The 13,275-nt window shown below is 67.5% G+C and carries 7 protein-coding genes; 2 read left to right on the top strand and 5 right to left on the bottom strand.

Translation table 11 applies throughout. The annotated features are described in order from the left end of the window. Nucleotides 1-109: 109 nt before the first annotated feature. The 3 genes from ACSQ3Q_RS17625 to argH form a co-directional block, all read right to left on the bottom strand. On the bottom strand, nt 110-6,124 hold the full coding sequence (locus ACSQ3Q_RS17625) for an MG2 domain-containing protein (RefSeq protein ID WP_436137029.1): 6,015 nt from the start codon (nt 6,122-6,124) through the stop codon (nt 110-112). A 274-nt stretch (nt 6,125-6,398) separates the two neighbouring features. Beyond that, nucleotides 6,399-7,391: a Bug family tripartite tricarboxylate transporter substrate binding protein gene (locus ACSQ3Q_RS17630; RefSeq protein WP_436135626.1), complete on the bottom strand. Its 993-nt coding sequence runs from the start codon at nt 7,389-7,391 to the stop codon at nt 6,399-6,401. 48 nt (nt 7,392-7,439) lie between these two features. Beyond that, complete coding sequence (gene argH / locus ACSQ3Q_RS17635; protein ID WP_436135627.1) at nt 7,440-8,912, bottom strand: argininosuccinate lyase; 1,473 nt, start codon at nt 8,910-8,912, stop codon at nt 7,440-7,442. A gap of 51 nt (nt 8,913-8,963) precedes the next feature. Here argH and ACSQ3Q_RS17640 point away from each other — a divergent pair, with 51 nt between their 5' ends. After that, a complete protein-coding gene (locus ACSQ3Q_RS17640) occupies nt 8,964-10,250 on the top strand; it encodes a sensor histidine kinase (protein WP_436135628.1) in 1,287 nt (428 codons plus the stop codon). After that, nucleotides 10,231-10,995 (top strand): LytR/AlgR family response regulator transcription factor, encoded by a 765-nt coding sequence (locus ACSQ3Q_RS17645; protein ID WP_436135629.1) that lies wholly within the window; start codon nt 10,231-10,233, stop codon nt 10,993-10,995. Before ACSQ3Q_RS17640 ends, ACSQ3Q_RS17645 begins: the two co-directional genes overlap by 20 nt. Nucleotides 10,996-11,374: 379 nt before the next feature. Here ACSQ3Q_RS17645 and ACSQ3Q_RS17650 read toward each other — a convergent pair whose 3' ends face one another. Together ACSQ3Q_RS17650 and ACSQ3Q_RS17655 are read right to left on the bottom strand one after the other, a co-directional pair. Next, nucleotides 11,375-12,208 carry a ZIP family metal transporter gene (locus ACSQ3Q_RS17650; RefSeq protein WP_436135630.1) on the bottom strand — a complete coding sequence of 278 codons (834 nt, stop codon included), beginning with the start codon at nt 12,206-12,208 and terminating at the stop codon, nt 11,375-11,377. Between the two features lie 127 nt (nt 12,209-12,335). After that, nucleotides 12,336-13,232 (bottom strand): dienelactone hydrolase family protein, encoded by an 897-nt coding sequence (locus ACSQ3Q_RS17655; protein WP_436135631.1) that lies wholly within the window; start codon nt 13,230-13,232, stop codon nt 12,336-12,338. Between the last annotated feature and the right edge of the window lie 43 nt (nt 13,233-13,275).

Raw genomic sequence — 13,275 nt, forward strand, 5'->3', positions numbered from 1 at the left:
TGGCACCGGTGACTGCTGCCGCGCGGACAGTGCCGCCGGATTTTGCCGTGGTTGGGTGGGCGAACCCTTGTAAGCAGGGCAGGCACGCGGCCTGCCCCGCCGCAGCGGCTTACTTGCCCGCCTCTACCTTCACGCGGGCGTTCGGTGCCTCGCCAAACATCTCGGGTGCATACATCGCCTCCACCCGGCTCGGGGGCAGCGCGAAGTCGCCCACGTTGTTCAGGCGCACGGTGTACTCCATCTTGACGACTCCCTTGGGCAGGTACTCGTAGTAGCTGCGGAAGGACTCGAAGCTGCGCTCCTCGAATGCGGGCCAGCCCGCGCCGCTCTTGGGCTTCTCGCCCTGCGTCGCGATAGCCGAATCACGCCCCAGGCCACTGCCCAGGATGGTCGCGCCGCCCGGGATCGGGTCGGTGATGGCCACCCAGGTCATGTCGGCGCTGGCGTTGACTTCCAGCGTCACGCGCAGCACGTCGCCGCGCGTGTACTGGCCTGCGGGCAGCGACTTGTTGGCCTGCTCCACCGGCGTCACGGTCTTGGTGATGCTGTACCCCGCGGCAAACGGCGCCTTGAGCTGGACAGCGGCCACCGACTGCAGCGTGAGCCACGGCTTGCCCGGGCCCTGGTGCGTGACGGCCAGTTGCTCCTTGCCCCCCGCCTTGCCTGCAGTGGCCGACCAAGGCAGGAACATGCCGTTGTTCTTCAGATTGCCCGGCGAGGCGGGCGCGCCAAACCACGTGCCCTGGTGCGGCGCACCGGTCACGTCGGTGGTTTTCACGCGCTCGACCTTGCTCCAATCGACAGCGGCGTTGTTGCCTCCCATGGCGGCTTTCGTGGTGCCCGACACTGGTACGGCCTCGAACTTGGCGCTGAACTTCTCCAGCGCCAGCCCGCCCCACAGGTTGGCCGTGGTGGTGTGCCACGCCCCGCCCTGCTGGCGGCTGATGAAGCCGTTGGCCAGGCGCCCCATGTCGTCCTTCCAGGTCGGGTCGTCCATCACGGCCAGCATCAGGCGCGCGGTGTTCACGTCGCCGTTTTGCATCAGCCACCACCAGTAGTCGTCCTGTTCGGTGCTGAAGATGAGCTTGGTGCCCTGGAACGACAAGCGGCTGCGCAAGATCTGCTGGGCCTCGGCCAGGCGCTTGTCGCGCTCGGGCACATCGGCCACGCGCTTCAAGATGTTCACCCAGTCGATCACCGCATGGGTGGGCCACTGGTTGGGCGCGATGGTGATGCTGTTCACCATGCGGCCCTGCGCCTTGCCGTAGCGCGAGAGCGCCTCGATGGCGGCGAGCTTGCGCATGTCCAGGTCTTTGCGCGGGCTCCAGAAGCTGCGCTCGATGCGGCCTTCGATGAAGGCGATCAGGCCACGCTCCATCGGGGCACGCACGTCGTCCGGCAGCGCAAAGGCGGAGTTGACCGCGGCAGCCTCGTGCGTGGCCGCCAGCACATAGGCCGTGAGCGTGTCGCTGCCCCGGTTGGCATCGCCGTCGCGCGGCGGGAAGTAGTTGGCCAGGCCGTCGCTGTCGAGGTAGGTGGGAATCTGAGCCACCACGGTCTGCCACAGCGCGCCGTCGCGCAGACCCACGGCCTTGCTGGTCTTTTGCTCCAGGCAGGCGAAGGGGTAGCGGGCCCACCAGTCGCGCACGCCGGGCAGGCCTTCGGCCAGCTTGGGCTGCAGCGACATCTTGAGGCCGCCGCGGCCCGGCAGTGCATCGGCGGGCGGGTTCACGTCCAGGTTGAAGCTGCCGTCCACCTGCACCAGCGTGGCCTGCTGCACCGTGAGGGGCACGGCGGGGATGATGCGCTGGCGCGCCTTGAGCGCATCGCGCGCGCCACTGACCGTGTCCTTGGCTTCGATCTCCCAGAGGATGGACTCCGACCGCGTCTGCGCCAGCTGCGCCGGGGCCGTGACGTTCCACGCCACCTCGCGCGCCTCGCCGGCCGGGATGTCCACCATCTGCGGCTTCAAGTCCAGCAGCGTGGCGCGCGGCGACACCTCGACCTTCATCGCGGCCTTGGTGGTGTTGCGCAGCGTGAGCTGGGCACGAAACTGGTCGTCCTCGCGCACCAGCGGCGGCAGGCCGCTGATGATCTGCAAATCTTGCGTGGCGCGGATGCTGGTGCTGCCGGTGCCGAACAGGCCGGTGGACGCATCCGCCACCGCCACGATCTTGAAGGTGGTCAACGCATCGTTGAGCGGCACCGTCACCTTGGCCTGGCCGTTGGCATCGAGCACGATGGCGGGCTCCCACAGCAGCAGCGTCTCCAGCAGCTCGCGCGTCTGCGCCTTGCCGCCACCACCGCCCGCGGGCACGGCCTTCTTGCCGTAGTGGCGCCGGCCGATGATCTCCATCTGCGCGGTGGATGTCTCCACGCCCCAGCTGCGGCGCTGGAGCATGGCTTCGAGAACGTTCCAGCTGTTGTTGGGCATCAGCTCGAGCAGCGCCTGGTCCACCGCGGCCACGGCCACTTCGGCATTGGCTGCGGGCTTGCCGCCGGGCAGCGTGGCGGTGATGGTGACCTGCGCCTTGCCGCGCACGGCGTAGCTTTCCTTGTCGGCCGCCACCTTCACATCGATCTGGTGCGCCTGGGTGCCCACGCGGATCTCGGCCAGGCCCAGGCGGAACGAGGGTTTGGACAAATCGACCAGCGCCGTGGGCGCCTGGTATTCCTTGCCTTCGTACCAGAAGGACGTCCACCACTCGCGCGGCGCCTTGAAGCCCCAGGTGAAGAAGCTGTACCAGGGCACCTCGCGCAGTCGGCCGCGCAGGGCCAGCACGCTCACGTACACATTGGGCCCCCATTCGGGCCGGATCTTGAGGCTCACGGTCGGGTCTTGCCCGTTGAGCTGCACCACCTGCGTTTCGATGATGCCCTCGCGCTCCACCGCCACGAGGGCGGTCGCATAGCGAAACGGCATGCGCACCTGGAACTTGGCGGTCTCGCCGGGCTGGTAGCTCTTCTTTTCGGGCAGCAGGTCGATGCGGTCATGGTCCTCGCCACCAAACCACAGTTCGCCCTGGCGCGTGACCCACACCGACGATGCGGCCACGCTGGTGTTGCCATCCTTGTCAGTGGCAGTCACCACCAGTTCCACCTCACCGGCTACATCGAGCTTGGACTCGCACAGCAGCAGGCCGCGGGTATCGCTCTTGCCGCTGCACAGCGTGCCCAGGTCCTTGGTTTCGGTCTGGTTGTCGTAGCTGTAGAAGCCGCCCACCATGCGCTTGCGGGTGGTGGTGGTGATGCGCGCAATGGCCTGCACCTGCAGCGAGGTGTCGGCGGCCGGCTTGCCGTTGTGCTGCAGTGCCAGCGCCTGAAAGCGGATCTTCTGGCGGGCCGAGACCCAGCCTTCGGTCTTGACGCCTGCCACCACGCCGGCTGGCCACAGGGCCTGCACGCTGCGCAGGGTCTGCACCTCGCCATTCGGGTCGGCATAGGTGGCTTCCATCACCAGCTCCTGCGGCTGGCGCGCCTGGGGCACGTTGTCGATGGTGACTTTGCCGGCGCCGTCCTTGTTCAGCGTGAGCGGCAGCTTGTCGGCAATGACGCGCGCATCCTGGCTGGCAGCGGCCTCCTCGTCGTCACTGCTGGCCGCCGCTTGCTCGCGCGGGCGCGGCGGGTTGAAGCTGAAAGCCTCGTAGTCGCTGTAGTTCAGCGCCTTGCCGCGCACCATGGCCGACACACGCACCGGCAGGTTGGCTGCGCCACCGCCCGACACATAGTTGATCTGCACGTCGGTGGGCACGGAGCGCACGCGCACCAGCGCCTTCTTGTCGGCGGGCGCGATGCGGCCCTCCAGCACCGGCAGGCGGAACTCCTCCACGCGGAACTCGCCGGACGTGAAACTGCGGCCACTGTCGGACTGGTTGCGCAGCTCGACCTGGTACATCCCCAGCTTGGCGGCCGGGGGCACGGCAAAGGTGTTTTGCGCGCTCAGGCCGCCACTGGGGGTGCGGCGCCAGACCAGGGGTTGCTTGAACTGCTGGCCGCTGCCCACATGCGTGATGACCAGGCTGTCGGGGCCGGTGTCGGGCACGCCGAAGCCCTTGCGGGTTTCGGTGCGCAGCAGGTGTTTCATCGACACCGTTTCGCCCGCGCGGAACAGCGTGCGGTCGAAGATGGTGTGGGCGCGCTCATCGGGCTCGGGCGTGCTGCTGGTGGGCACGTTGAAGCGCCAGGGCTCGATACCGCGCTGCCAGTCGCTCCACGTGAAGGCCATGTCCTCCACGCCGTCGGCGCCCTTGCTGCGCGCGCTCACAAAGTAGCCGCGGCTGCCCTCGTACTCGCCATCGCCTTCACCACAGGTGGAGGGATCGGTCGAGACGCCTTCCAGCCGCGCCAGGCCCTGCGCATCGGTCACGCCGGTGGCCACTTCCTTGCCCACGCAGTTGGACACGCGCACCTTGGCCCCCTCCACGGGCTGGCCCTTGTCCAGCGTGGTCACCCAGGCCATCGCGTTCTCGCGGCCCAACTTGAAGTGCACGCCCAGGTTGGTGACGAGTGCGGAGGTGCGCACATACATCGTGCGTGCGTCGCCGTGGCGGTCATCCAGCAGCGAGGCCCCCAGCTTTTGCGAGGCGATCTCCACCACGTGGAAGCCGGGCGACAGCGGAATGCCGACCACCTCGAACGGGCGCACATCGCCGCTGGCGGGCTTGGGCAGGTCCAGCGTCTTTACGCCGCCCTTGCCCGCGAGCAGCGACACCATGCGCGTCTGCACATACTCCCGGTCGTCGTCCAGTACTTTGGGCAGCGGGCCCGTCACGTCTCGGCGCGCCTGCTTGCGCTGCACCGTGTAGTTGTCGTAGCGCTTGACCTTGCGAAACCACGCAATGATTTCGGCGTCGGTGCCGGGCGTGAAGGTGCTGACCTTGCCTGCCGGCGCTGTGGGGGTGGGGGTTGCGGCCGGGACGGCGCCTTGTGTGCCGGGCTGCAGGCCCTGCACGCGCAGCTGGGCTTCGACGTTGCGCAGCGTCACGGGCAGCAGCGCGGGCGGGTTGTCAGACGCCGGACCTTCGGCAAAACGCTCCACGATGCCAAAGGACGCGGCGGCGAACTTGGCCAGCGGCGGCATGCCACCCGTGGCCACCTTGAGCGGAAAGCTGTCGATATTGCTCAGCGCGCGGCCCGAGGCGTCCTTGAAATCCTTGGGCAGCTCGAGCGTGAAAGCGGTGCTTTCGGCCAGCGGCGCACTGAACTGCACGCTGCTCACCAGCGCATCGGCCTGCGCACCTTCGGCGCCGCCCTCGATCTGCGGCTTGAGGGTGTCTTTTGCCGACTTGAGGCGGATCGCCGCCGCCAGCTTGCGCGGCACCGGCGCGTTGAAGGACAGCTGCATCGGGCGGATCGGCAGGCAGGCGGCCTGGGCATTCTCGCGTTCGCAGCTGAATTCGGCCGAAAACGGCTCGCGCACCTTGAAGTCAAAGCGCTTTTCCACCGTGTTGGCCACACCGCTGGGGGTGGCCACGCCCTTGCCAAACACGATTTGGACTCGCGAACCGGAGGTGAACCGCCGGTTGCAGGCGAGCGTGGCGTACTGCAAGGGGTCTTTCGCCGCGTTTTTTTCCAGGCCCAGTGTCTTCAATATTTCGGCGCGCTGCAAACCCTCGATCAAACGCACCGGGACGCGCTCGCCCACGCCTTCCACCGTGCACCATACGTTGGCCTGGACGCTGGCGGTGGTGGCGGAGCCGTTGAACTGCAGCACGAAGAACTGCTCTTCGTCGATGGGTACGTAGGGGCTGGGACGGATGTCCTGGACAAACGGGCCACCGCTATTGAATTGATAGCTTAAAGTGCCCTTCAGATCAGCGCCAGCGGCCGATTTGAATCCGGTTTTGACGGTGGCGGTGCAGCGCACGCCGGGCGGCAGGTCGCGCTCAAAGTCAAACACCCACTCGCGTTCGCTGGTCCAGCGGCCGGTGCCTTTGGTGGCGCTGGCGTCGCTGCAGCTCAGGGCCAGCGGTGCTGGCGCCTTGGGGTCGCCAAAATTGACGGCCGCCCCGTCGAATTTGGCCACCACCTGGCGCACGCGCGCCACCTCGCCTTGCGGCGAAAAGCTGGTGATCTGCAGGGCTTGTGCACCCCAGGCCGCCAGCGACAGGCCAGCGGCCAACATCCATTTTTTTGCGTTCACGCTTTCCCCTCCGAAGGAAGCGGCGAGCGTAACAAAACGGCACCGATACCGGCACCGCGTTGCACGCGCTTACGTGTTGAGCGTGACTTTTTGCCGAATCGGAGGGGTCGGAGGGTGCTGCTCTGATTTGCACCGCACCGCGGCGCACAAACGCCGGGAAAGCGCCCGGCGAAATGCTATCGAATAGATAGCTATTGGCGCTTATCCATCAAGCGCTAGATGGCAATTTCATGCTTTATTTTGGCACCGCTACCGATCACTGCGCCACAAATCCGCTAGTCTTGATGATGCGCGTCCAGGCCTCGGTGTACGCCTTCTCCCGCGCACCCAGCTGCGGCGGCGTCATGTGGCCCACGGTGAGGCCCATGGCGGTGAGGTGGTCGCGCACGTCGGGCAGGGCCACGACCTTGGCGAGTGCGGCCGAGAAGTCGGTGATGAACTTCTGCGGCGTGCCGGCAGGCGCGTAGATGCCGTAGTACGGCAGGTCTTCAAAACCCTTGAGGCCCATTTCGTCGAACGTGGGCACGTCGGGCATGGCGGCCTGGCGCTTGGTGCCCAGCACACCCACCACGCGCACCTTGCCGGCCTTGTGGTTCTCGATGAAGTCCTGCACCGACGCCACGCCCGCGCCGATCTGGTTGCCCAGCATGTCGGCCATCATCGGCGCGCTGCCGCGGTAAGGCGCCGATACCAGGTCCAGCTGGTACTTTTGCCCCAGCAGCTTGACCAGAAACTCGGGCGTGGACGCAGGCGCCGGAATGCCCACCGCGCCCTTGCCGTTGCCTGTGGTCTTGACCCAGTTCACATACTCCGTGAACGACTTGGCCGGCGTGCCGCCCGACACCGCGAACGCGTTCACGAAGGTGGCAAAGCCGCCCACGGGCACAAAGTCGCGCGCGGGGTCGAAGCCCGGGTTCTTCACCACCTGGGGAAGGATCGAGATGGTGTGGTCGTGCGTGAGGAACAGCGTGGTCCCATCCGGCGCCGCGGCCTTGAGCGCCTGTGCGGCGATCTGGCCGCCGGCACCCGGGCGGTTTTCCACCACCACCGGCTGGCCCAGCTCGTCCTTGAGCTTTTCAGCCAGCGTGCGCGCAATGGCGTCGGTGCCGCCACCCGGCGGGAAGCCGACCAGCAGGCGGATGGGCTTGGGGGTCTGGGCAAAGGCCAGGCCCATGGTCAGCGCGACGCCGGCCAGGGCACTGGTGCGCACAAGCCGGGACAGCAGGCTGCGGCGAGAAGGGGTCGTCATGGAAGAACTCCGGATCTGTGGTGGTGCGTTGCAGCGTTGCCGCAAAAATCAAGCCAAGCGGGCGCGGTGGCGTGCGACCTGCGCGCGCACCTGGGCGGGCGCCGTGCCGCCCAGCGTGTTGCGGGCGTTGAGCGAGCCGCGCAGGCTCAGGCACTCGTACACGTCCTTTTCGATCTGGGGGTGAAAGCCCTGCAGCACCGTGAGCGGCAGCTCCGACAGGTCGCACGCGTGCGAAGTGGCCGCCTTCACGGCATGCGCCACCGTCTCGTGCGCGTCGCGGAAAGGGAGGCCCTTTTTGACCAGGTAATCAGCCAGGTCGGTGGCAGTGGCGTAGCCCTTGAGCGCAGCCTGCTCCATGGCCGGCGCGTTGACGGTGATGCCGCCCTCCTTGTTGCCCGTGGCGGGGTTCAGCTGGCCGCCGACCATCTCGGCAAAGATGCGCAGCGTGTCCTTGAGCGTATCCACCGTGTCGAACAGTGGCTCCTTGTCTTCCTGGTTGTCCTTGTTGTAGGCCAGTGGCTGGCCCTTCATCAACGTGATCAGGCCCATGAGGTGGCCGACCACGCGCCCGGTCTTGCCGCGCGCGAGTTCCGGCACGTCGGGGTTCTTCTTCTGCGGCATGATCGATGAGCCCGTGGTGAAACGGTCGGCGATCTTGATGAAGCCGAAGTTCTGGCTCATCCAGATGATGAGTTCTTCAGAGAGGCGGCTCACATGCACCATGCACAGGCTGGCGGCGGCGGTGAATTCGATGGCGAAGTCGCGGTCGCTCACAGCGTCCAGGCTATTCTGGCACACGCCTTCCATCCCGAGAGTTTTCGCCACGCGCTCGCGGTCCAGCGGGTAGGTGGTGCCGGCCAGGGCCGCGCTGCCCAGGGGCAGCACGTTGGTGCGGCGGCGCACGTCGGCCATGCGCTCGGCGTCGCGCTTGAACATCTCCACATACGCGAGCATGTGGTGGCCAAAGCTCACGGGCTGGGCCACCTGCAGGTGGGTGAAGCCGGGCAGGATCACCTCGACATTCTGTTCGGCCACGTCCACCAGCGACACCTGCAGTTCTTTCAGCAGATCGCCAATCAGATCGATCTCGCCGCGCAGCCACAGGCGCACGTCGGTGGCGACCTGGTCGTTGCGGCTGCGGCCGGTGTGCAGGCGCTTGCCGGCATCGCCCACCAGCTGGGTCAGGCGTGCTTCGATGTTGAGGTGCACATCTTCCAGATCGAGCTTCCATTCAAACGCGCCGGACTCGATCTCGGACGTGATCTGCGCCATGCCGCGCTGGATGGAGGCGTGGTCCTCCTGGCTGATCACGCCCTGCGCCGCCAGCATCTCGGCGTGCGCCAGGCTGCCTGCAATGTCGGCCTGCCACAGGCGCTTGTCGAAGAACACGCTCGAGGTGTAGCGCTTGACCAGGTCGCTCATGGGCTCCGAAAAGAGCGCCGACCAGGCCTGTGCCTTGGTGTCGAGCTGGTTGTGGGATGGCGCAGACGGCGTGGCGCTGGTGGCTTGGGCTTTGGACATAGGAGGGCAATAATCCGGAGGTTCAGACACCCGGACAACCCGGGCGCCGCAATGCAAAACACGCAAATTTTATCGACCCCGCCTCCACCGCCGGATTCCGACACGCCAGGGGGCGCTGCGCGAAGCCTGCGCGCAGGGCCGGGCCTGGCGCGCAGCGGCAGCGGGGGGCCACCGCGGCGGGCGCTGGTGTTTGATGCCTGCCAGGTGGGCGTGGTGCTGCGTGCCGTGCTGTTTGTGGAGCTGGTAGTGGGTGTGGGCGCCATGTACGGGGCGCGCAACCCGGTGGAGTGGCTGGCCACGCTGGCGCTGCTGACGGGCGGTGCCCTGCCGGCCACGCTGGTGTGGCTGATCACGGCGTGCAGCCTCAAGACCCTGCTGCAGCGCCTGTCGACCGCGCAGCAGTACGTGGCCGGCGTATTGCTGGGCGCCTTGGCCGGCGCCTACGCGTGCGGCATGCTCACGCTGGTGTCGCAAACCACCTCGCCACCGTGGCTGGCCTGTGCGGCCACTGGGGCGCTGCTGGCGGCCATCCTGGTGGCGGCGCTGGTGCTGCGCGCACGGGGCCGCACGCCGGCGGCCACCACCGCGCGCCTTACCGAGCTGCAGTCGCGCATCCGCCCGCACTTTTTGTTCAACACCCTCAACAGCGCGATTGCGCTGGTGCGCGACGAACCGGCCAAGGCCGAGTCGCTGCTCGAAGACCTGTCCGATCTGTTCCGGCATGCACTCATCGAGCAGGGCGAGTCGGTCACGCTGGCCGAAGAAGTCACGCTGGCGCGGCGCTACCTGGCGATTGAGGAAGTGCGTTTTGGCCAGCGCCTGCAGGTGCAGTGGAGCCTGGACCCCCGCACCGATGGCGCACGCCTGCCGCCGCTGCTGCTGCAGCCGCTGGTCGAAAACGCGGTGAAGCACGGCGTGGAGCCTAGCGCACGCGGCGGCAGGCTGCGCGTGCTGACCGAGCTGCGCGGCAGCCGCGTGGTGGTGCGCATCACCAACACGCTGCCGTCCAAGGACGGCCGCGGCGGCAAGGACGACGAGCCCTCCACCAAGGGCCACGGGATCGCATTGGCCAATGTGCGCGCCCGCCTGGCCCTGCTGCACGATGTGCAGGGCGAGTTCACCGCCGGCGTGCAGGACGGGCTGTACCAGGTCCGCATCACCCTGCCCGCACCCGAGCAGAAAAAAGACCGCGTGCCGCGCCCCGACGACCGGGCGACAGGCAGCGCCCGAGGCCGACCGAACGGCAGCAAGAGCGCCCCACCGCCGCGCCGCAGCGCGGTGCCCGCCACCGAAGACCCCACCCCGCCCCCAGACGACCATGAACATCCTCATCGTTGACGACGAAGCCCTGGCCCGCAGCCGCCTGCGCACCCTGCTGTCCGACTGCGCCGACGCGCCTTCGCTGCAGCGCCTCTCGGTGGCCGAGGCCGCCAATGCCGGCGAGGCGCTGACCCAGCTGAGCGCGACCGGCGGGCGGGCGTTTGATGTGGTCCTGCTGGACATCCACATGCCCGGGCAGGATGGCCTGGCCCTGGCGCATGCCCTGCAAGCGCTGCCGCACCCGCCTGCCGTGGTGTTTGTGACGGCGCACATGGACCACGCGGTGAGCGCGTTCGAGCTGGACGCGGTCGACTACCTCACCAAGCCCGTGCGCCGCGAGCGCCTGCAGCAGGCGCTGGCCAAGGTGCAGCGCAGCACCCGCACACCCGGCTCTGCAGCGGCCGCCGCGCCCAGCGTGGCCGACGGCGAAACCCTGCTCATCCAGGACCGCGGCCGCACCGAGCGCCTGCCGCTGGCCGAGGTGCTGTACTTCAAGGCCGAGCAGAAGTACGTGACGGTGCGCACCGCCACGCGCAGCTACATCATGGACGGCGCGCTGAGCGAGCTGGAAGCCAAGTTTGCGCCGCGCTTCATGCGCATCCACCGCAACGCCCTGGTGGCCCGCCGTGCCGTGCGCGCGCTGGAAAAACATTACGACGCCGAGGAAGGCGAAGGCTGGGCGGTGCGGCTGCAGGGATCGACCGAACTGCTGGCGGTGTCGCGGCGGCAGGTGGCGGCGGTGCGGGAAGAGTTGGCGAGATAAAACGCTGGCCTGAGGCACGCTCGCCCTGGCGACACAGGCCAGGGCCCCTGCGCCTTGAGCCTGAGCCGCCTGCGCGGGCAGCTTGGCGCGGTAAGTAGCTCAGCCCTGAAAAGGAACGCCACCGACGACTCGGTGGCGACAGCTCCATGGCGGCCCCGGTATCAGCTGCCAGCATTTTTCGCTGATTGCTATTTTATTGATAGCTAAAAGCGCTTGATGAACAAGCGCTAGCGGCCTAAATCGCTTCAAAACCGTCAGGACACGCACCCCATCAACGCCCACCAGCGCGGAACTGGCTTCGGCCGGCAGCCGGCGGCGCTACCGGAGGTGAAGCGCCCAGCGCCTCAAGCAATCACGCCCAGCGGCTCCAGGCTATCCATCAATGCCCGTGTGCTGCGCCACTCACCAACGTCACGATGACCATGCCCGCGATCAGCCAGGCGATCTGCGCCACGGTTTCGCGGGCTGTCAGGCGTTTTTGCAACTGGGGGATCAGGTCGGCCAGGGCCACATACACAAAGCTGCTGGAGGCCACGGCCAAAAAGTACGGCAGCAGGTCCTGCATCTGGCCCACCAGGAAGTAGCCCACCGCGCCACCCAGCGCCGTGACCGCGCCGGCCAGTGACACCTTGACCAGCGCCATGCTGCGATTGGGGCTGGTCTGGCGCAACACCACCAGGTCGCCCATGTGGTGGGGCACTTCGTGCGCCAGCACCGACACGGCGGCGATCACGCCCAGGCGTATGTCGGCCATGAAGGCCGATGCGATGAGGATGCCGTCGCCAAAGCAGTGAACGCTGTCGCCGGTGAGCACGGCCCAGCCACCGGACCGGGGAGCGTGATGGTGGTGGTGCACATGGCCGTGGTCATGGCCTTCGTGGGCGTGGTCGTGCGCGTGATTGCCGGACGGCGCTGGGTGGCTGTGCTCGTGCCCGTGGTGCCAGAGCTCGGCCTTGTCGAGCAAAAAGAAGAACACCACGCCCACCAGCAAGGTGGCAAACAGGTCGTGGGCGCCGGCCTGGCTTTCGAAGGCCTCGGGCAGCAGATGCATGAAGGCCGTGGCCAGCAGTGCGCCCGCCGCCAGGCTCAGCAGGTGCTGGGGGCCCACGCTGTCTGCGCGCCCGCCCAGGCCCAGGCGCATCAGCAGCGCGGCCAGCCACACGCTGCCAATACCGGCGGCCAGGGTGGCCAGGATGATTGCTACCAAAGTCATAGCTACTTGTGCTTTATGAATAAGCGCCAGGGCTTATTTTTGTATCAAATTCTGGCGCCGCGCCGCGGGGCAAAAAAAGCCGCCCATCGGGGCGGCTTCGGTTGCGGCAGCGGGCAGGCCGCGGCGGTCAGACCACGCCGTGCTTCTTGAACCAAGCCAGCGCCCGCATCCAGCCATCGTCGGCCGCTTCCTTGCGGTAGCTGGGCCGGTAGTCGGCATGGAAGGCATGGGGCGCGTCAGGGTAGATCACGAACTCCGATGCCTTGGCCTGCGGCGAACCACTGGCCAGGGCAGCTTTCATCTTATCAACCGTGTCAAGGGGGATGCCGGTGTCTTTTTCGCCGTACAGGCCCAGCACCGGCGCCTTGAGGATCGGGGCGATCTCCACGGGGTGCTTGGGCGTGAGGTCGCTGGGCTGGCCCACCAGCCGGCCGTACCAGGCCACGCCCGCCTTCACCGGGCCGTGTGCGGCATACAGCCAGGTGATGCGCCCGCCCCAGCAAAAGCCGGTGATGCCCACGCGGGCAGCGTCGCCGCCATTGGCGGTGGCCCACTGCACCGTGGCGTCCAGGTCGGCCATCACCTGCGCATCGGGCACCTTGGACACCACTTCGGCCATGAGCTTGGCCACTTCGGTGTACTGCGCCGGATCGCCCTGGCGCGCATACAGCTGGGGCGCGATCGCCAGGTAACCGGCTTTGGCAAAGCGGCGGCAGGTGTCGGCGATGTACTCGTGCACGCCAAAGATCTCCTGGATCACCAGCACCACGGGCAGGCCCGTCTTGCCGGCAGGCGCGGCGCGGTAGGCCGGCACCTTGAAGCCATTGACCATGAAACTCACCTCACCCGCTGTAAGGCCGTCGCTGGACGTGGCGATGGCCGTCTGCGCCATGATGGGCGCGGCGGCAGCGGCGTAACCCAGGCCCAGCGCAGCTTGCAGCGCGGTACGGCGGGTGGCGCCGGATTCGGTGGTGCGGCCGGGCAGCAGGGCGTGGGCGTCGGAGTGCAGGTCGTCAGTGAGCATCGGTTTCTCCAGCAATGAGAAGGGTGGATGGGACAGGGAGGCG

Source organism: Acidovorax sp. LjRoot129, from assembly GCF_964253765.1.
Taxonomy (GTDB): Bacteria; Pseudomonadota; Gammaproteobacteria; order Burkholderiales; family Burkholderiaceae_C; genus Acidovorax.

Excerpts from the sequence above, each read along its gene's own strand:
- ACSQ3Q_RS17625 (WP_436137029.1), bottom strand. The coding sequence starts at position 6,124 with ATGTTGGCCGCTGGCCTGTCGCTGGCGGCCTGGGGTGCACAAGCCCTG.
- ACSQ3Q_RS17630 (WP_436135626.1), bottom strand. The coding sequence starts at position 7,391 with ATGACGACCCCTTCTCGCCGCAGCCTGCTGTCCCGGCTTGTGCGCACC.
- argH (WP_436135627.1), bottom strand. The coding sequence starts at position 8,912 with ATGTCCAAAGCCCAAGCCACCAGCGCCACGCCGTCTGCGCCATCCCAC.
- ACSQ3Q_RS17640 (WP_436135628.1), top strand. The coding sequence starts at position 8,964 with ATGCAAAACACGCAAATTTTATCGACCCCGCCTCCACCGCCGGATTCC.
- ACSQ3Q_RS17645 (WP_436135629.1), top strand. The coding sequence starts at position 10,231 with ATGAACATCCTCATCGTTGACGACGAAGCCCTGGCCCGCAGCCGCCTG.
- ACSQ3Q_RS17650 (WP_436135630.1), bottom strand. The coding sequence starts at position 12,208 with ATGACTTTGGTAGCAATCATCCTGGCCACCCTGGCCGCCGGTATTGGC.
- ACSQ3Q_RS17655 (WP_436135631.1), bottom strand. The coding sequence starts at position 13,232 with ATGCTCACTGACGACCTGCACTCCGACGCCCACGCCCTGCTGCCCGGC.